22 protein-coding genes are annotated in these 18913 nt (G+C 37.7%); 10 read left to right on the forward strand and 12 right to left on the reverse strand.

From position 1 onward, the window contains the following. Positions 1-181 precede the first annotated feature (181 nt). The 3 genes from F981_RS05565 to F981_RS05575 all read right to left on the reverse strand — a co-directional run bounded on the left by F981_RS05565 (position 182) and on the right by F981_RS05575 (position 4982). Positions 182-2122 (reverse strand): sensor histidine kinase, encoded by a 1941-nt coding sequence (locus tag F981_RS05565; protein ID WP_004719401.1) that lies wholly within the window; start codon positions 2120-2122, stop codon positions 182-184. After that, on the reverse strand, positions 2068-2760 hold the full coding sequence (locus tag F981_RS05570; protein WP_004719404.1) for a LuxR C-terminal-related transcriptional regulator: 693 nt from the start codon (positions 2758-2760) through the stop codon (positions 2068-2070). Before F981_RS05570 ends, F981_RS05565 begins: the two co-directional genes overlap by 55 nt. Before the next feature lie 770 nt (positions 2761-3530). Continuing rightward, the gene (locus F981_RS05575) at positions 3531-4982 is read right to left on the reverse strand and encodes a SulP family inorganic anion transporter (RefSeq protein WP_004719405.1); all 1452 of its coding nucleotides are present in this window, start codon (positions 4980-4982) and stop codon (positions 3531-3533) included. Positions 4983-5196: 214 nt separating this feature from the next. Between F981_RS05575 and F981_RS05580 the strand changes: the two genes are divergently transcribed. From F981_RS05580 to F981_RS05590, 3 genes are all read left to right on the forward strand, one after another. After that, positions 5197-5808 carry a glutathione binding-like protein gene (locus F981_RS05580; protein ID WP_004719407.1) on the forward strand — a complete coding sequence of 204 codons (612 nt, stop codon included), beginning with the start codon at positions 5197-5199 and terminating at the stop codon, positions 5806-5808. Positions 5809-6009: 201 nt separating this feature from the next. Further along, a complete protein-coding gene (locus F981_RS05585) occupies positions 6010-6591 on the forward strand; it encodes an NAD(P)H-dependent oxidoreductase (RefSeq protein ID WP_004719408.1) in 582 nt (193 codons plus the stop codon). A gap of 49 nt (positions 6592-6640) precedes the next feature. Next, positions 6641-6955: a putative quinol monooxygenase gene (locus F981_RS05590; protein ID WP_004719410.1), complete on the forward strand. Its 315-nt coding sequence runs from the start codon at positions 6641-6643 to the stop codon at positions 6953-6955. Between the two features lie 109 nt (positions 6956-7064). On the opposite strand, the gene F981_RS05595 is transcribed toward F981_RS05590, so the two are convergent. The 8 genes from F981_RS05595 to F981_RS23215 form a co-directional block, all read right to left on the reverse strand. Next, positions 7065-7772 (reverse strand): hypothetical protein, encoded by a 708-nt coding sequence (locus F981_RS05595; RefSeq protein ID WP_004719411.1) that lies wholly within the window; start codon positions 7770-7772, stop codon positions 7065-7067. A 182-nt stretch (positions 7773-7954) separates the two neighbouring features. Next, a complete protein-coding gene (locus tag F981_RS05600) occupies positions 7955-8659 on the reverse strand; it encodes a hypothetical protein (protein ID WP_004719414.1) in 705 nt (234 codons plus the stop codon). Then, positions 8659-9339 carry a hypothetical protein gene (locus F981_RS05605; protein ID WP_004719417.1) on the reverse strand — a complete coding sequence of 227 codons (681 nt, stop codon included), beginning with the start codon at positions 9337-9339 and terminating at the stop codon, positions 8659-8661. Before F981_RS05605 ends, F981_RS05600 begins: the two co-directional genes overlap by 1 nt. A gap of 77 nt (positions 9340-9416) precedes the next feature. Further along, positions 9417-10217: a thiazole synthase gene (locus F981_RS05610; protein WP_004719418.1), complete on the reverse strand. Its 801-nt coding sequence runs from the start codon at positions 10215-10217 to the stop codon at positions 9417-9419. A 14-nt stretch (positions 10218-10231) separates the two neighbouring features. Next, positions 10232-10429, reverse strand: a complete 198-nt coding sequence (gene thiS / locus F981_RS05615) for a sulfur carrier protein ThiS (protein WP_004719420.1) — start codon at positions 10427-10429, stop codon at positions 10232-10234. Positions 10430-10479: 50 nt separating this feature from the next. Continuing rightward, positions 10480-10845: a DUF423 domain-containing protein gene (locus tag F981_RS05620; RefSeq protein WP_004719421.1), complete on the reverse strand. Its 366-nt coding sequence runs from the start codon at positions 10843-10845 to the stop codon at positions 10480-10482. Positions 10846-11021: 176 nt separating this feature from the next. After that, a complete protein-coding gene (gene rpoH / locus F981_RS05625) occupies positions 11022-11891 on the reverse strand; it encodes an RNA polymerase sigma factor RpoH (protein ID WP_004719424.1) in 870 nt (289 codons plus the stop codon). A 138-nt stretch (positions 11892-12029) separates the two neighbouring features. Continuing rightward, complete coding sequence (locus F981_RS23215; protein WP_004822372.1) at positions 12030-12269, reverse strand: sulfurtransferase TusA family protein; 240 nt, start codon at positions 12267-12269, stop codon at positions 12030-12032. A 382-nt stretch (positions 12270-12651) separates the two neighbouring features. Here F981_RS23215 and F981_RS05630 point away from each other — a divergent pair, with 382 nt between their 5' ends. Both F981_RS05630 and rhlB read left to right on the forward strand, forming a co-directional pair. Continuing rightward, on the forward strand, positions 12652-12843 hold the full coding sequence (locus F981_RS05630) for a cold-shock protein (protein WP_004719427.1): 192 nt from the start codon (positions 12652-12654) through the stop codon (positions 12841-12843). Between the two features lie 106 nt (positions 12844-12949). Then, positions 12950-14101 carry an ATP-dependent RNA helicase RhlB gene (rhlB, locus tag F981_RS05635; RefSeq protein ID WP_004719428.1) on the forward strand — a complete coding sequence of 384 codons (1152 nt, stop codon included), beginning with the start codon at positions 12950-12952 and terminating at the stop codon, positions 14099-14101. A gap of 93 nt (positions 14102-14194) precedes the next feature. Here the strand turns inward: rhlB and F981_RS05640 are convergent, their stop codons facing one another. Then, positions 14195-14575, reverse strand: a complete 381-nt coding sequence (locus tag F981_RS05640) for a hypothetical protein (RefSeq protein WP_004719430.1) — start codon at positions 14573-14575, stop codon at positions 14195-14197. Between the two features lie 324 nt (positions 14576-14899). Between F981_RS05640 and F981_RS05645 the strand changes: the two genes are divergently transcribed. The 5 genes from F981_RS05645 (at position 14900) to gspM (ending at position 18830) form a co-directional block, all read left to right on the forward strand. After that, complete coding sequence (locus F981_RS05645; RefSeq protein ID WP_035371016.1) at positions 14900-15475, forward strand: nitroreductase family protein; 576 nt, start codon at positions 14900-14902, stop codon at positions 15473-15475. A gap of 74 nt (positions 15476-15549) precedes the next feature. Continuing rightward, complete coding sequence (locus tag F981_RS05650; RefSeq protein WP_004719434.1) at positions 15550-16623, forward strand: NAD(P)H-dependent glycerol-3-phosphate dehydrogenase; 1074 nt, start codon at positions 15550-15552, stop codon at positions 16621-16623. A gap of 91 nt (positions 16624-16714) precedes the next feature. Next, entirely contained in the window at positions 16715-17170 is a 456-nt protein-coding gene (locus F981_RS05655) for a SixA phosphatase family protein (protein ID WP_004719435.1), read from the forward strand. A 38-nt stretch (positions 17171-17208) separates the two neighbouring features. Then, positions 17209-18351, forward strand: a complete 1143-nt coding sequence (gene gspL / locus F981_RS05660) for a type II secretion system protein GspL (protein ID WP_004719438.1) — start codon at positions 17209-17211, stop codon at positions 18349-18351. Continuing rightward, positions 18351-18830 (forward strand): type II secretion system protein GspM, encoded by a 480-nt coding sequence (gspM, locus tag F981_RS05665; protein ID WP_004719439.1) that lies wholly within the window; start codon positions 18351-18353, stop codon positions 18828-18830. The genes gspL and gspM overlap by 1 nt, the downstream gene beginning before the upstream one ends. The last annotated feature ends 83 nt before the right edge of the window (positions 18831-18913 follow it).

An 18913-nucleotide genomic window follows, 5' to 3' on the forward strand; every position in this document is an offset into this window, starting at 1 on the left:
ATATCTTTTTTAAAGAGAAACTAGATCACTAGTTTCTCTTTTTTTTATGCTTCTATAAAACGAAAACCGTATAACATAACAGTTTGTATAATATAGTAATTTGCACCAACTGATTTAAGACAGAATCTCTTCATAGATCAAGCGAATGATATTGGTCGACATTCTATTTCATTCATCTAATTCATTCAGTTTTATCTTTCAATGGTACTATGGCTCGGATCACGGTAAAACCCTGCTGAGAATGGATTTCAAAACTACCTCCAATTCTTTTTACTCGCACTTGCATACTCTGCAAACCCACATGCAAACCAGCTTGAACCTGATCAACTTCAAAGCCAATGCCATTGTCTTGAATGGTTAAAACGAGTTGTTGTCGTTCATCTTCAACCAACGAAACTTCGACATCAGTTGCATGGCTATGTTTTACAATATTGGTTAAGGCTTCTTCTGCGACACGAGAAAAGGTTAAACAAATCAATGCAAGCGGTTTATGTTTCCATTTTTCTGCAAAAATCCAAGTCGATTCAATTTCCATTTCTTCGAAAATTTGTATAAAACGATGACGCAATGGCGCAACCCACATCACTGGGCTTTCTGGTATTTTTGCCCCAGCACTGCTTCCTGAGTCAATCACTTGGCGTAAGTCATTTCTTAACAGTTTAAACATAGAGATCACTTGCTGTTTTTCAATATGTTCACTGTGATCCAGTATAATCATCGAGCGAACAATTGAACCACCCAGTCCATCATGTAATTCATGAGACAGATTTAGACGCTCTTGCAACCGCATATTATCAATTTCGAGTTGGTACTTTTTATCTAAAGATTGTTCTAAGTCAAACGTGACTTTTTCAATAGTTTCTTCAAGCGTCTGATTAAATTTTTCAATACGTCCAACATTCTGCGAAATACGATAAGCCAAGATAAACGAAATCGCTAAGCTGGTAATTGGTGCGGCCAATGGCGTCCAATAGAGCGTCTGATCCAGATGATGGATCATGCTATAAAAATCATGAACAATAATAAGTAAATAGATGAGGAAAATAAATGCAAGCAGGAGAATGTCCATCTTTCTACGTTTAAAAGCAATCCACTGGAAAAACAAGCAGTTAAAAATAAATACCATGCCAGAATAGAAAAAGACAGAGGATAAGCTACGATCTAGATAATTGATCGGTGTCAACAGCAATGCCGCAATTGCGATTGTAGAGGTCAATAAAAGTAAACGTTCTAAATACGGATAATGACGATTGGCAAAACGCCAAGCAAATAAACAGAGGCAGTAGGTATATCCAACTAAAAACACCAGATTTAGACGTGCTGTTAAGATACTGTCGGTAAAAGGAATAGGAATGGTCGAAATAATATTATAGGCAAACAATACCCATAAAAATGAAGTTAAACCAAACCACCCAAAGGCTTTTTCTTGGCGTCGAAATAGCCAAATGGTAAAACCTGTAGTTCCCACCACAAAGGTAATAATAATATTGATAAAAAATAAAGTTCGCCGTTCAAAAACCAACTGATCTTGTTGAATGGCGATATCTTCGGCCTGACCAAATTTAATTTTTCCTAGACCTGAATGTTGTGATGCAACCCCTACAACACGGACTAAAATTTCATTTTGTTGGTTTTGAATAGATGTAGCCGGAAGCACCCAATACCTTGGCATATTCCAACTTCTAGACAATGGCTCTACTAAGGATTTGTCTTTCCATAACAGTTCATTATTGCTATAGACAGCTCCTGCAATATTGATTCGTTCAATCAGTAAGGCGACAGGTTGATTTTCCTGATCACACTGATATTGCCATTTGATTTTATACCAAGCAGTGCCTGTGTAGTTTTTCCAGCGCGTTTCCCAGTCATCTGGCAAGGTGACTGTTTTCCATCCCTGTTGGGGAACCTGTTCAAGATTTGCAAGCGCTTGAGCAACTTGTATGCTTTGGATTTGAAAATGACAGGCTGCATCTGTTGTATTGGACTGAGCTGTTAAGGCAGCACCAGCAAAAGCAAAATGCTGGGTCAAACTTAGCATAAGACCGAACAACCCGATTAATTTTAGAATTAGTCGAGTAATCCTAAGTTGCGTGCTGTATCGATGGCTTTGGCTCTGTTGCATACCGCAAGTTTCCGATAAATATGTTTAATATGAGATTCAACGGTATAACGGGATAAATTGAGTTGATCTGCAATTTCCTTATTGCTTAAGCCTTGAGAAACCAGTTCTAAAATTCCCAATTCTCTTTTGGATAATACACTGTCCTGATCAGTGACTCTCTGGCAGGGTGCAGTTTTATTTGAATTATTTTTTTCATTAAAATGTAGTTGTTTTAAAATTTTTTGGGCAATAAATGGATCAATCGGCGCTCCACCGCGTAAGACACTTTTGATCGAAAGAGAAACTTCTAAGTCATCTCTTTCTTTGAGCACATAGCCTGTTGCACCAGCACTTAATGCATTGAGGATCGCATCCTCAGTGCTCCATGCAGAGATCACTAAAATCATGATGGTTGGATCATAGTTTTTTAAAATTTCAATAAACTCAATTCCATTTCCATCAGGCAAGCCTAAATCAACCAATGCAAAAGAGGCTGAGTGTATACTGAGTTGTTCTTTGGCTTGAGCTAAACTTTGGGCAAAACGTAAATCTGAAATTGAGTATCCTAGATTAATTAATATGTCAGTCAGTCTTTTTTGTATAAGCGGCTCATCTTCTACGATGATGACTGGAACAGGTAAACTTAACTCATTGTTCATGATGTAAAAAACTCGCCCATGTCTATTGGACTTAGTTTTTCAGATATTGATGGCTTTATCTATACCTGATAATAGGTATTTTTAGTATTTAATAAGGGTCTGTTGATATTTCATAAATGGCTTGCGTTGTAGGTTAAAATTGAGCAGGCAAGGCGTGAAACGAAGAGAATAGCGAGACTATTTTCAAGTTTCATAACGAAGGCTGAGATAATTTTAACCACAACCCTGAGCAAGAACAAAGCACAGCTTTGTTTGCAGCGCAAGGCGCAGCGGGGACTAGAGTGTTTTTGCCGCTACGTTGTTACCTTGCGAAACGATGTTTCTCATCATTTAGAATGACTAAATTTCATATTTCGCGCCTAGTATCACCTAAAAAACACACGTAGTCGCAAACATAGACGAATTGTCAACAGACCCAAAGTGATTAGGAATGAATATTCAGTTTATTACAATCGAGTTTTAACGCACTTACTGAGTATCAAATAATGCCTAAAGTCAATTTATTGAGACCAAGTTAACTTTTTAAGATAAGGTTATTGAGACAAGTTAAGTAAATATTCAAATTTTAGTAGATAAAAATCACAATTTAACAGCAAAATATCGGTTATATTCGCTGAATAATGGATTATTTTTATAATGGATGTAGCTTACGATGATTAAATTCCTTAGAAATTTGGCAGTGATACAATGTATTGCGATTACCATTTTGGCTATTGCTCTTTACCTGTATTAAATGCTGATCATCACTGCCTTAAGAAAAATAATGCTGTTTATTTTACCGCACTATATTGATCAACTAAGCTACGACTTGCTTCATTCATCCCTATAATTTCAACCTGAATGTTATTTTGCAGAAACTTGTTTTGTACCTGATTGAGCATACTGACAGAGGTAATATCCCAAATATGGGCATGGGTTAAATCGATAATGACATGATCAACAGATTTATTAAAATCAAAAAACTGAAAGAATTTTTCTGAACTGCTAAAGAAAATTTGCCCATAAATTTCATATTTTCGGGTCGTGCTGTTCAAAAGATGAGATTGGACACGTACTGCATTTTCTAATTTATTGACCAAGAAAAGTGCAGATAAAAGTACACCAATCAACACGCCTAAAGCTAAGTTATGCGTCATCAGTACAATGACCACCACCGCAAGCATCACGCTATTGCTTTGTTTGGGATGTTTTGAAAAGTTTTTGACTGAGTCCCAGTTGAATGTAGTAAAAGCCACCATAATCATAATTGCCACCAGTGCAGCCATTGGAATATAAGACAGCCATTCTTTTAAAAAGACCACTAAACACAGTAAAAAAACACCAGCAACCAAGGTCGATAAGCGAGTTCGTGCACCAGAAGACACATTGATAATTGATTGCCCAATCATGGCACAACCTGCCATACCCCCCATAAACCCACTGACCATATTGGCGATGCCTTGACCACGACATTCTTTATGACGATTGCCTTCTGTTTGCGTCACTTCATTAACAATCGTGGTGGTCATCATGGTTTCGAGTAAACCTACGGTTGCCAAAGTGATGGCATAAGGAAAAATAATTTTTAAGGTATCCAAGTTAAGTGGAATGTCTGGAATTAAAAACAGCGGTAAAGTGTCTGGAAATTTTCCTAAATCACTGACTGTACGCATATCTGCACCCAAAAATAAGGTAGCTAAACTCAGTACAATAATGCATACCAAAGGTGAGGGAATGAGTTGACCAATTTTGGGAATATAGGGGAAAAGATAAACCACCCCTAAGCCAAAGGCGACAAATAGATAAGCCATCAGATCCATACGTTGTAATTCAGGAATCTGTGCCACAAAGATAAGAATAGCCAATGCATTGACAAAACCATAGACGACAGACTGTGAAACAAAGCGCATCAGTTTTGCAACTTTAAAATAGCCAGCAAGAATCTGAAGAATTCCAGTCAAAATTGTGGTGGCAAATAAATACTGTAAACCATGATCTTTGACGAGAGTAACCATCAGCAACGCCATTGCGCCCGTGGCTGCGGAAATCATTGCGGTACGTCCACCAAAGAAAGCAATGCTCACTGCAATACAAAATGATGCATACAGGCCGACTTGTGGATCTACGCCTGCAATTGCAGAAAAAGCGATTGATTCAGGAATAAGTGCCAAGCCTACGACCATTCCAGCAAGTACATCTGTACGAATATTGGAAAACCATTCCGCTTTTTTTAGACTAATCACTATAAACCTTTCATCATTCTTTAAAGATGCGTATGTTAAAACATCTCTTAGTGAAAAAGCAGTTAACTTTGACTTGAAAAAGTCTTCATTTTGTTGAATATTCAAGTTATAGCTGATTTTATAAATTTATGCTTTTTGCAATTTTATGTTTTACGACTTGAAATTGTGATCTGAGCCATTTACAACTTAAACAGTCATATAACAAGGATTAGATATGAAATTATATTATTCACCAGGTGCATGTTCTTTAGCTGCCCATATTTTACTCAACGAAATTAATGTTGATTTTGATCTAGAACGTGTTGATTTAAAAACGCATAAAACAGAAAAGGGCGCAGATTATTACGAAATCAATCCAAAAGGCTATGTACCCGCATTAGAAATCAATCCGGGTTTACTTTTAACTGAAAATGTTGCAGTACTGCCTTTTATTGCACAACACGATCCTAAACAGGATTTGATCCCACCATCAGGTTTGGGACGTGCTAAAGTTTTAGAATGGTTGGGTTATTTAAACTCAGAGTTGCATGATGAATACGCCGTCTTCTTTGACCCAGCGATCACTGAAGATGAAAAAGTACGTGGCTATGCAACCATAGATAAAATGTTGAAATATATAGATGACTATCTTGCAGAGTCTGAATACGATTATTTGGTCAATGACCGCTTTGGTCCTGCTGATGCGTACTTGTTTGTACTGACAAATTGGTCGAATTCAATTCATCATGATCTAACCCCATTTACCAATATTGTGGCATTACGCAATAAAGTCGCTGAACGTCAATCTGTACAGATTGCAATGCGTGATGAAGGTTTAATTCCTTAAGTATGCTTGAATCGATATACAAAAGCACCTACGGGTGCTTTTTTATTGAATTGATTAATGTGAAATGGGCAGAAAGAGGGAAAGATATTTATTGTTGATTTTTAGTCAATAATGTTTTGCTTATTTTTGCGTTTTTTGCGATAAAAATAAGCTCTATAGTTGCGCCATAAATCAAGCGTATTGGTAAAACATAGGTAAACAATGAGTAATATCTTAATCGTAAATGGTGCGAAACAGTTTGCACATTCAAATGGTGAATTAAACGATACCCTAACTGCTTTGGGTGAAGACGTGCTTAGCGATTTGGGACACAGTGTAAAAGTGACACGTACCGATGCAAATTACGATGCTCAAGAAGAAGTAGAGAAATATCTCTGGGCGGATGTTGTGATCTATCAAATGCCAGGTTGGTGGATGGGTGCGCCGTGGACCATGAAAAAATATATTGATGATGTTTTTACCACTGGTCATGGCAGTTTATATGCCAACGATGGTCGTAGCCGTTCTGATGCTGCCAAAAAATATGGCTCAGGTGGTTTGATTCAGGGGAAAAAGTATATGTTGTCGTTAACTTGGAATGCACCCTTACAAGCGTTTGATGATCCTGAGCAATTTTTCCATGGTGTTGGTGTAGATGGTGTGTATTTACCTTTTCATAAAGCCAATCAATTTTTAGGAATGCAAAGTTTAGAAACGTTTATTGTCAATGATGTGATTAAAGCACCACAAATTGCGCAATATGAACAGGCATATCGCCAACATTTACAGCAGCTTTTTGCTTAAGCAAATTGGAATTTTGAATATCTCGTTTAAAAAATTTAAGGAGTCTAAAATGTTGACTATTGTGGCTGAAATCCGTGCATATCCAAATGCATTACACAAAGATAAAATTATCCAAGCATTTAAGAAAATTACCCCGACAGTATTACAAGAGCAAGGCTGTCATGGTTATCAGCTATTGGTTGATGCTGGTGTTGATGTGAGTTATCAAAGCAAGGATTCTGATTTGATCGTGATGCTTGAAAAATGGGAAAGTATTGAACATCTCAATGCCCACTTGCAAACTGAGCATATGCAAGCGCATCAACTTGAAGTAAAAGAGCATGTTGCTGATGTTAAAATCCGTATTTTAGAACATGGATTTTAAAGCTAATTTATTGTTATAAGCTTCTTTCTCGCTTTGGGAGAAGGCTAGGGTGAGGGATTCTTTTATGTTGAATTATTGTTTTTAAAAAATAATTTATAAAAGACATCCATCATTGAACATAACGCTCAAAGTTGATTTGCTCAAGTTTGGGCAAAGGTGCTTTCTTTAATTTTGACCAGAATATCTTTGGTGTATTTTTGCGATCAAGTTCTTGCGTACTGGTGACATTTTTGATTTTCCTTGTTAAAAAATTAGTACTTTCAGTTCGACTGTCACCTGATGGTATATCGAAATAATGTAAATCATAGCCGATCAGATCGAATGATGGGTTTTGATAGCGGAAAGTATAAATATTATTAAAGACCTCCCATGAATTACAACGAAACGAGTAATTTAATGTGATCTTAAGTTGTCCATTCTGGATGATTGGTGAATTGTCTACAATCAATGGATCGATAAGGCAAGGGCGTTCATTGTTGCTTTCTCTAGGGAGTGAAGAATTACTGGTGATAAGGCGATAAGTTTGAGCGTCTTTAAATAGAACTAATAATTTTCGCTCATTTTGGTTAAGTAGAAGATTTGCTGGCTTTTTATGATTGAATTTATTTTTAACAATATTTACGGGATCCGTATTTTCAATAATCAGCACCATATCGGCCTGTTGATCACCATTTAAGTCACCTTGAACTTTGCTAAGTATTTTCCAATCTTTAGGAATGAAAGCTTGAACATCAGCTTCAGTATTGGTTTCTGCCCACACTAAGCTTGAGCAGACTGTTAATGTAAAAAATAGAAGTAATAGATTGTTATTCTTCATGGTTTTCTTCCAATTCACTGAATTGTAAATTTATGCCTATTTTTAGGCATGTCCCCAAACTATCACTTTTGATTACCTTGTCTTAGCTAATTTTTTATGGCAAATATCGAGTCCTCTTCGACACCTTTATTCTCAGAATAATATGGCATATTTATGAATTGTTGGTAGATACGAAACGCATTTTATTCAAACTCGCCGTAGTCTTTAAAATTGATCTGCTCAAGTTTAAGTGAATAACTGTTCTTTAATTTGGACCAAGAAACTTGCTTAGCTTGATCCTGATTTTCAAACTCACCACCACCTGTAGTGTTTTTAATTTTACCTGTTAGAAAATTGATACTTTTCGCACTGGTTTCACCAGATGCACGATGGAAGTAATCTGTATCGTAACCAATCAGCTTAAAAGACTGGTTTTGATAACGGAAAGTAAAAGCATTGTTATAGACAGACCATGAACCACAACTGAGCCAATAATGTAAATTAATTTTAACTAATCCATTTTTGATGGTGAGTGGATCGCCTTCACCTAGAGGGTCAGCAAGACAAGGTGATTCTTTATCTCCCTCAGTAGGAAGCGAGTAATTACTTGCAACAAGACGAAAGCCTTGAGGGGCTTTAAATAAAATTAATAACTTTCGATTGTTTAAATTCAGCTGGGGATTACCTAATCCATCATTTGTCACAATATTTTTTGGATCTGTATTTTCAATAATTAAGGCAAGATCTGTTTGCTTATCACCATTTAAATCACCTTGTACTTTACTCAACACTTTCCAGTTTTTAGGGATAAATGATTGATAGTCAGCTTTGGTGCTGGTGTCTGCCCAAACCAAAGCTGAGCATGTGGTTAATGCACAAAATAAAAGTAATTCAGTTTTGTTTTTCATTATTTTTCTCCAATAAATTGAACGCTAAAGTTATGAATAAATTGTTCGTTATCCCAAGGAATATTCTCCAAGGTATAGCTTGTCGATGTTTTCAGCGTTTTCCAAACAATTTTGGCTGGCGTTTCAACTTCTGCAAAGATATTTGGCGTTGTGGTCACTTTGGCTTTGTTGCTTAGAAAGTTAAGGCTAGTTTCTTTTTGTTTGCCACTAATTTTATCTAAATCATAAGCATCAAATCCAATCAGGTGGAATTGATTGTTTTTTAGTTTAAACCCATAGGTATACATCAAGCCATACGTATTGCTACAGGATGACATGGTATTGAATAACACATCTAAGCGTTGATTTTCGATCGTCAATGAGGAGTCATCTAGAGCATCTTCGATACAGAGTTCTTCTGAACGATAGGTCCAGTTAGGGATTTGTCGACTTAGCTTAAGTTGTAATTGTTGGCCTTTTTGAAAAAGCACTAAAAGCTTTCGATTGTGCTGACTTTCATTTTTAGGTTGGATGATGAGGGCAATATCCTTTTTACCATCTTGATTCAAGTCACCTTCTGCTTGAGCAAGAATTTCCCAATTGTTTGGGACAAATTTTTGTAATGAGGTAGAAGGCTGACTTGCAAAGCTTAGCGATGAATAAACGCTCAGGAGCAGGGCGGTATTTATTATTTTATTCATGACCTTTCTCAATGAATTTATCAAGATATTTTAAGCCTAAAAGGACTTCAAGAAATCCTTTTAGGCAATTCAAACGATTATTTAAAGAAATAACCTGTTTCTGGTGAACTCGCATTTGCCATTCGTTTACGTGGCATACGACCCGCCAAATAGGCTTCACGTCCAGCTTCAACCGCTTTTTTCATTGCTGATGCCATTAAAATTGGATGATGTGCAGCGGCAATCGCGGTATTCATCAATACGCCATCGCAACCTAATTCCATTGCGATTGCGGCATCGCTTGCAGTACCTACACCAGCATCAACCAAAACTGGCACTTTGGCATTTTCTTTAATAATTGAAATAGTATGCGGATTTAAAATGCCTAGGCCAGAACCAATTAAGCTACCTAAAGGCATGATCGCAACACAACCCATGCTTTCAAGTTCTTGAGCCACAATAGGGTCATCCGATGTATACACCATTACTTCAAAGCCATCTTCAATCAATGTGCGAGCTGCATCAAGTGTCGCTGTTACATTTGGATAAAGGGTTTTCTCATCACCTAATACTTCCAATTTGACCAGGTTATGGCCATCTAAAAGTTCACGTGCAAGCATACAGGTACGTACTGCGCTATTGGCGTCAAAACAACCCGCTGTGTTCGGTAAGATGGTGTATTTTTCAGGTGGAAGGATTGACAGTAAGTTAGGCTGATCTGGATTTTGCCCAATGTTTACTCGGCGAATCGCCACTGTCACAATTTCAGCGCCACTGGCTTGAATTGCTAAATCAGTTTCTTGCATGTCTTTGTATTTACCCGTACCCACGAGAAGACGAGATTGAAAAGTACGAGAACCGATAATAAGAGGGGAGTTTTCAGTAGGAAAATCTAGCATGGGAGAGCTCCAAATTAGCCGCCACCGACAGCGTGAATGATTTCAATACGGTCTTTTTCAGCAATAGGGGTAAGTTCAAGTTTACTTTTGGAAATGATCATTTCATTCATTTCTACGGCAAAGCGTTTACCTTCGAGTGAAAGTTCCTGAACCAGTTGTAAAAGATTTTGGCAAGCGGTTTCTTGAGGCTCACCATTTAAGAAAATTTGCATATACATTCCATTCGATTGCGCAAATTGTGATGTCTAAAATCAAAATAATTTTATTTAGCGTATTTCAATGCATTCCATGCAAGGACCAGCCAACCTGCAATCATCAGTGCTCCACCAATGGGTGTAATTGCACCTAAACCTCGTGGTAAACCCAGTGCCATGACATAAAGCGAACCGCAGAAAAATAAAATACCGATTTGGATGAGTAAGAAGCTGGCTTTGATTGGAAGTTGAGGGATGACTTTACTGAGAATAGCCAGTGCCAATAGGCCCAGTGCGTGGTAGAAAAAATAATCAGTTGCTGTTTGCCACCATGCCAACTGGGCTTCAGTTGCGTGAGCTTTTAAACCATGTGCGCCAAATGCACCTAAGATTACTGCAAGCGCTAAATTCAGTGCTGAAATTGCAATCCACATAAGCCAGTCATCTGCATAAATTTGCGCATAACATTAACACAATTTCGAAGCGGGATTAAAGGCAAAATCTATTAAGAATAAAGATTTGACAAAAATATCAGGCAAAATAAAAGGGCATGTCGCCCTTTTATTGAAAATATAAATTATTGGTCTGGTATACAGACCGTTTTGAAGATTTAGTTGGATGACATGGCAACTTTGATTTTGTCCATGGCATTTTTTTCTAACTGACGAATACGCTCAGCAGAGACATTGTACTCTGCAGCCAGTTCATGCAAGGTCGATTTATCATCATCTAACCAACGGCGCTGTAAGATGTTGCGTGAGCGATCATCCAACTGTTCCATAGCATTATGCAAAGCTGAAGTACTTTGTTCTTCGTAATCTTCTTCTTCGACTAAGCGAGCAGGGTCATAGCGGTTATCTTCGAGATAAAGCGCTGGTGCAACATGAGTTGAACCTTCGTCATCGTCATCACCTTGAGCTTCAAAAGCAGCATCATAAGCGGTTAAACGACCTTCCATTTCCAAGACTTGTTCTGCTGTTACATTTAAGTCGTTGGCAATTGATTGTGCTTCTTCAAGTGTAAGTTTTTTACTTGATTTTTTTAGGCTACGTAAATTAAAAAACAATTTACGTTGCGCTTTGGTGGTCGCAATTTTGACAATACGCCAATTGCGAATCACATATTCATGAATTTCAGCCTTAATCCAGTGCACAGCAAAAGACACCAAACGCACGCCCATATTGGGGTCAAAGCGTTTAACTGCTTTCATTAAACCGAGATTACCTTCTTGAATTAAATCACCTTGTGGCAAACCATAGCCCGCATAGCTGCGCGCAATATGCACCACAAAACGTAAGTGAGACATCACTAACATTTTCGCAGCATCTAAATCTTGATCGTAAAAATAGCGATCAGCTAACTCTTTTTCTTGTTCAGCTGTCAAGATTGGAATCTGATTTACGGTGCTGATATAAGCACCTAAGTTAACACCTGGTGCAGATAAGGACAGGGGCATCAACTGATTGCTGCTGTCACTCATGGGTTCTCCTTATAGGAATTTCGTTGTATAGCTAATGCATTCATCTTAATTCGAATATTGTACATAAGTAAGGAAATTTGGGTATCGAAATGTAAAAATATATGCAAATTTGCAAAAAATAATTTGAATTGAAAATAATTAAGATTCAATTAAGTAATGAAATTCATGCTCTGATCGTTTAGTCAATTGGCAAGAAATCTTGTTGATCTCGCAATAACGCGTAATATCAATTTCACTGTGCGGATCAGAGGACATTAAAAGAAATATTTGATGAGGCAATGCTCTTTTTAATTCACGCTTTAACATTAATAGAGGCATTGGACAGGGTTTACCCATACAATTTATTTCAATCGCTGTCTGGCCTAAAGGTTCATTCATTTTTTGGCAAGGTAACAACAGGGTTATGGAACACATATTTTACCAAGTTTATTGAAACACCCCAACAAAAATTGGAAGATTCTTCAACAAATAAAAAATAATCGTGAAGCTGTTTAAAAAACACGCTTGATATCGAAAATAATTATCAAAAAAAATTCTATTAATTGTCATAAACCCATGTTAAGCTCGTTGCGTATTTAGGATTTATCAGAAACAATTCTTGTTTTGAAACCCTATTACAAGATGGATGTAACCGGGATTTTGTTAATAGTTTTACAGAATGATTACAAGCTTTGAAATTAGAAAATATTTTAAAACTTTGTTTGCTCTGCTGTTTGCAACACCGGGTGGTCCCTTTTTCTTAATAACTGAGGATTAACTTATGACAGCTCGTGAACAAGGCGTAGTTAAATGGTTCAACGACACTAAAGGCTTCGGCTTTATCCAACGCGCAGGCGGTGATGACGTATTTGTTCATTTCCGTGCTATTCAAGGTGACGGTCAACGCGTTGAATTCAGTGTTGTGCAAGGTCAAAAAGGTTTTCAAGCTGAAGAAGTTCAGCCTTTAGACTAATCTTAAATTTTTAAAATTTAAGTGGCGCTCCAATTTCTTATAAATTGGGGCGTTTTTTGTTTATAATGGGCGCAATTAAAAGTGTCTACAGTTAGAGCTCGTATTTATGTCATCAGGTTTCGAAACCCTTAATTTACATCCGCAACTTAAACAAGCGATTGATGCTTTAGGGTTTAAAGAAATGACCCCAATTCAGCAAAAAGTATTGAAATATACTTTAGCAGGTCATGATGCAATTGGTCGTGCTCAAACCGGCACAGGTAAAACAGCGGCATTTTTAGTCAGTATTATTAATGATTTGCTCACAAACCCAATTAAAGAACAACGTTTCCGTGGTGAACCACGTGCATTGATTCTTGCGCCAACACGTGAACTTGCAATTCAAATTGAAAATGATGCAAAAGATTTGGTCAAATATACCAATTTAAATGTCGTGACTTTGGTTGGCGGCGTAGATTTTGATAAGCAAAGAAAACAACTGGATCAAGGTTTTGTTGATATTTTAGTGGCAACCCCTGGTCGTTTAATTGATTTCACAGAACAAAAAGAAGTTTGGTTAGATCAAATTGAATTTTTAGTGATTGATGAAGCTGACCGTTTATTAGACATGGGCTTTATCCCATCAGTTAAACGGATTGTGCGTTTTTCGCCACGTAAAGAGCAACGTCAAACCTTAATGTTCTCGGCAACATTTAGCTATGATGTTCTCAATCTTGCCCAACAATGGTTATGTGAGCCAGTTACAGTAGAAATCGAGCCTGAAAAGAAAACCAATGCTGATGTTGAACAGCGTGTATATGTGGTCGAAAAGAAAGATAAATATCGCTTATTGCGCGAAATTTTGGCAGATGAACCCATTGAAAAAGTGATGATCTTTGCCAATCGCCGTGATCAAGTGCGTAAACTTTATGATCATTTAAAAGCAGATGGTTATAAAGTGGTGATGCTATCAGGTGAAATAGCGCAAGATAAACGTTTGAAAATGTTGGATCAATTTAAAAATGGTCAACATAATATTATGATTGCAACAGATGTTGCAGGTCGTGGTATTCATGTTGATGGCGTATCTCATGTGGTGAATTTCACTTTACCTGAACAGTCAGATGATTATGTACATCGTATTGGTCGTACAGGTCGTGCAGGTACACAGGGTGTAAGTATTAGTTTCTTGTCTGAAGATGATGCATTTAATTTACCGACTATTGAGAAAGCGATTGGGCAAAAATTGCCTTTAACGCGATTAGATGGTTATTGCTAAGTTTTTTGTTTCTTTATCAAATTGTGTTTAAAAAACCCACTTATTTAAAGTGGGTTTTTTAATGACTATTTTTAGTTTAGAAGGCTAAACGGATTAACTTGCTTTACAGCTAAAGGTCAGTGTTGTTTGATAGTCCGTATCTTTTTCAATACCGTAGTTTTTGCCCATTACTGAACCTAATACACCGGCTGCTGCAGTGATCATTTTTCCAGTCTGTTCATCGACCACACCTTTTAAACTGCCATGGTATTCAGTTTTTTCATCCACCAAGACCGGTGCACCTTTTTTACCGCAAGCCTTGTTTGCTGCAGTAATGGCATTATTTTTTGCGGTAATTTGGTCTTTACCTAAGCCAGTGACTTCATACTGGTTATCTGCTTTTTGAATCGCTAAAGTTTGTGTTGGATTTGATGCACACGCAGTGAAGAGTAACGCTGAACTAGCAAGTAAAGTGATCGTTGTTAATTTATTCATATTGATTCTCAAATTCCTGTACTAAAAATTAAAAAGATACTGCTTTTAAATTAGTTATAATTTGAGCATAGAATGTGGGCTAAATATTGAGAAACATGTATAAATTTTGCAGTTTTTTTTAAGTTTATTGATGATTTGGCTTTATTTTCGAAGCCAAAGGGTATCGAAGGTATTTTTTGTGAGCAATCATGCTCATTGATAACCTAACAATAAGTTGTATGTAATATTGACAGATGCCAAGTAAATTTTGTCGGAGATAGCTTAATGATTTTAGATTATGCTAATCTTGAAACAAGTGAAATTAACCAGATAATAGATAGGTCAATGTCAGATTTAAACTTCAAAGCAGTACATGACAATATTCATCAACGTCAATCGATTGGCCATTTGGTTGAACCTGCACCTTCACACGCACAACTGAATATTGCATTTAAAGCCGCTTTAACAGCACCCGATCATCATCGTTTAAAACCCACACAATTTATTGTCGTGGATGTTGAGCAACGTGAAGCATTTGGTGCATTACTGGCACAATCTATTGCTGACTTAGGTGAATTAGATCCAGCCCAAGTTGAACGGGTAAAACTTCATCCTTTTAGAGCGCCTATTTTGGTGCTTGCCGTGACTAAATTTCAGGATCACCCTAAAGTGCCTTTTTTTGAACAAACGCTGAGTTCAGGGGCTGCAATTGAAAACTTTTTATTGTCGATGCAGGCACAAGGTTTCGCAACCATGTGGAGGAGTGGGGCGGTTGTTGAATCTAAATTATTAAAATCAGCACTGGGTTTAGCTGAACGAGATTTAATTTCAGGCATTATTTATGTTGGCACAGCGGCAAAAGCAATTGCCCCACGTGCAGAGATTGAAACAACACAATATGTTCATTTTTGGCAAGCTTGAGTCAAAAAGTTATTGATATTTTCAGATTGAAAAATCATTGGGTTATTAGGACAAGCATTTTAGGATAACAATAAATGTCGGATTTACAATTTAAAGATTTAGTTGAACCTATTGTATTGGGTCAGAAAACAGCGTTGCGTGTGACTGTACTGGGTGGTGGTAGTTTCGGTACAGCAATGGCAAATACAGCAGTACGTAATGGTTGTGACACCATGATTTGGATTCGCGATGAAAGTATCGCAGCTGAAATTAATGCGACTCATGTCAATAAACGCTATTTACCTGATTTTCAATTGGAGACGGGTTTACGTGCTGAGTCAAATTTAGAAGATGCAGTGCGTGATCGCGATATTATTTTGGTGGCAATCCCAAGCCATTCTTTTCGTGATGTTTTACGTCAAATTAAACCGTTTATTAGTGCACAAGCCGTTGTTTCATTAACCAAAGGCATCGAAGCAAAAACCTTTAGCTTTATGAGTGACATCATTCGTGAAGAGCTTCCTGAAGTTCCTTATGGTGTTCTTTCAGGACCTAACTTAGCCAAAGAAATTGTTGCAGGACAACCAGCAGGTACAGTGATTGCCAGTGATAGTGAATTAGTACGTTATGCCGTACAACAATCACTACATAGTGCATTGTTTCGAGTGTTTGGCAGTGACGATGTACATGGTGTTGAGCTGGGTGGAGCACTTAAAAATATTTATGCTGTTGCAATGGGAATGGCTGCTGCTTATAAAGTAGGTGAAAATACCAAGAGTATGATTTTAACCCGTGCTTTGGCTGAAATGAGTCGCTTTGCAGTTAAGTTGGGGGCAAATCCTTTAACATTCTTAGGTTTGTCTGGTGTGGGTGATCTTTTCGCAACCTGTAACAGCCCGTTGAGCCGAAATTATCAAGTTGGTTTTGCCTTAGGTTCTGGAAAGACACTGGAACAAGCAACCTCTGAATTGGGGCAAACTGCTGAAGGGATCAACACTATTGTACAAGTCAATGCACGTGCAAAGGAGTTGGATGTCTATATGCCAATTACCACTGCATTGTATGAAGTTATTTTTGAAGGTGCGCCGCCACTGAATATTGCCGTTTCTTTGATGAAGAATGGGCATCGTAGTGATGTAGAGTTTGTGCTTCCGCATAACGAAGTTTAATCGTGTGTTGTTGGCACAATATTCAAAACTTTAGAGATGGATTTGTAACAAAGCCTCGTTATAATCAGTGCAGTATTAAAAAGGAAATCTTATGCAACTGACTTTGGTGCGTCATGGTGAAGCAGCTCCACCCGTCAATGGGGTGGATAGTAAACGGCCTTTAACACAACGTGGGCATTTACAAGCACAACAAACGGCTAATTTTTTAAAAGAAATCGTACAGCCGGATGTATTTGTTGTCAGCACTTTATTGAGAGCACAAGAAACATTGGCGCACATACAGACTTACTTCCCGAATGTATCTGTATTGGTCTGTGACAAAATAAAGCCAGATGATGATGCAAAATTAGCAATCGAATGGTTGTCACAATTGCCATTTGAACGTATTGTGGTGGTATGTCATATGAATGTTGTGGCACATATTGCAGAACAACTGACACATGAGCATTTTAATCCTTTTGCCTTGGCAGAGGCTCGTATTTATGAGCAAACTGTGATTGCAAATGGTCTATCTACACAAGATAAAGCCTTTATTCCAACTGTATAAAAGCATTGTTAAAAGAACTTAACGGCAGAAAACGATAAATGTTGTACTTATGGATGCCTGAAGCCAATGGGGTTTGGCAGTGGTCTCGAGGAAGTGATTGGACTAAATCTTCGAGCCTAGAACAATTAATACAAGATATTAAACTTTACCAAGGTGAAGAAGCTGTGGTTTTCTTCCCAAGTCGTGAAGTGCAAATTCTTCAACAGAAATTTAGTAAAACTCAATATAAACAATTGGGTGTAGATGGTGTCAAATATTTATTAGAAGAATATGTGATTTTGCCGATTGATCAGATGAAAGTGTTTTCACACTTTCAACAACCCGATCAGGTTTCAATATTGGGGATTCATCAATATGCTGTCACCACAATGCAGCATTCCTTGTCATTGATTCCGTTAAAAATCGTCTCTTTATTACCTGACTTTTTGATGCTGCCTGTACCAGAAGTCGGACAGACGATTTTGGCCAATGTCAACGGACAGTTATTGGTTCGAGAAGGCGAGTTCCTTGGTAATTCGATTGATGATCTGAATGTATATTTGGATTTCGCTGATCGAGAGAAAAGCTATTTATATAGCGGATTGACAGATGAGCAAGCGGTCAGCTTATTTGCCATTGCTACAGCGGATCAGCGTGAGCCTTTTGATTATCAATTTAGTGAAATAAAAAAACCGAAACTACATCCTTATAATGTATTGCCAAAAGCCAAGCAAGCCAATCAAGGTGTTTCCCGTTATTGGCAAGCCTGTGCAGTTTTGGTGGTTGTTTTGATCATTGCGCAATTGAGTTACGATGCTTTGCGTTGGATTAAGCTGAAGAAAGTTGCGGATCAAACAGCTTTGATTGCAGTGGATCAGTACAAAAAATGGTTTCCAAATGAGCAACGGATTACAGAAGAGTCTGTAGAACGTCAGTTTAAAAATAAATTGGCTTTAAGTCAGAGTGCAAATACCCAAGCTTTACAATTACTCAGTCGTGTTGGGCCAATTTTAATGCAGCATCAGATTATTGCCAGTCGTGTAAATTATGATACAGCAGTGTTAAATATGGATCTGGTGGCGAAAAATGCTGAAGGCTTACAAACCTTGGTGACGCAACTCAATCAACAAGGCTTTAAAGCAGAATTAGGCAATGTTCAGACGCAAGGTGCATCTGTCGTTGGTTTGGTGAAGATACAATAATGAAAACAATGGAAAATGTGCAAAATCGACTGGATGTATGGTCTGAGAAAATCGCAGAGAATTTAGAAAAAATATCTCCACGTGAACGTGTCATGGTTATTTTCACCACGATTTTTGTCATTGTGGCAATTGTGGGTGCGGCGTTGTGGTACACCCATAAAGCTGCCGAAAAACAGCAAGCACGTTTAAATCAGATGAAAGATCTTGTGGTGTGGATGCAGAGTAATGTAGTGACCATGAAGCCCGCAGATGATTTGGCCTTAACCACTGCAGATAAAATTCAGCGTGTGGCACAACAACAAGGGCTTTCGGTTGCCTCGCAGCAAGTGGGTGAGCAATTTCAGATTATTGCACAACATCAAAACTATGCGGTTTTAGCTAACTTTTTAACCCAAATTGCCCAAATGGGTGTGAGTTTGGAAAAGATGGAGTTAGCCAAAGAAGGTGGGCAGATTAAATTAACAGCGACGGTACAGTAGTAGTGAAAATAAACACAGTTCAAGCATAGCCTTTTCAACATACTGTGCCTATAATATGGCAACTTAAAAAGCAGTAGACTTTT

Source organism: Acinetobacter guillouiae CIP 63.46 (assembly GCF_000368145.1).
Taxonomy (GTDB): Bacteria; Pseudomonadota; Gammaproteobacteria; order Pseudomonadales; family Moraxellaceae; genus Acinetobacter; species Acinetobacter guillouiae.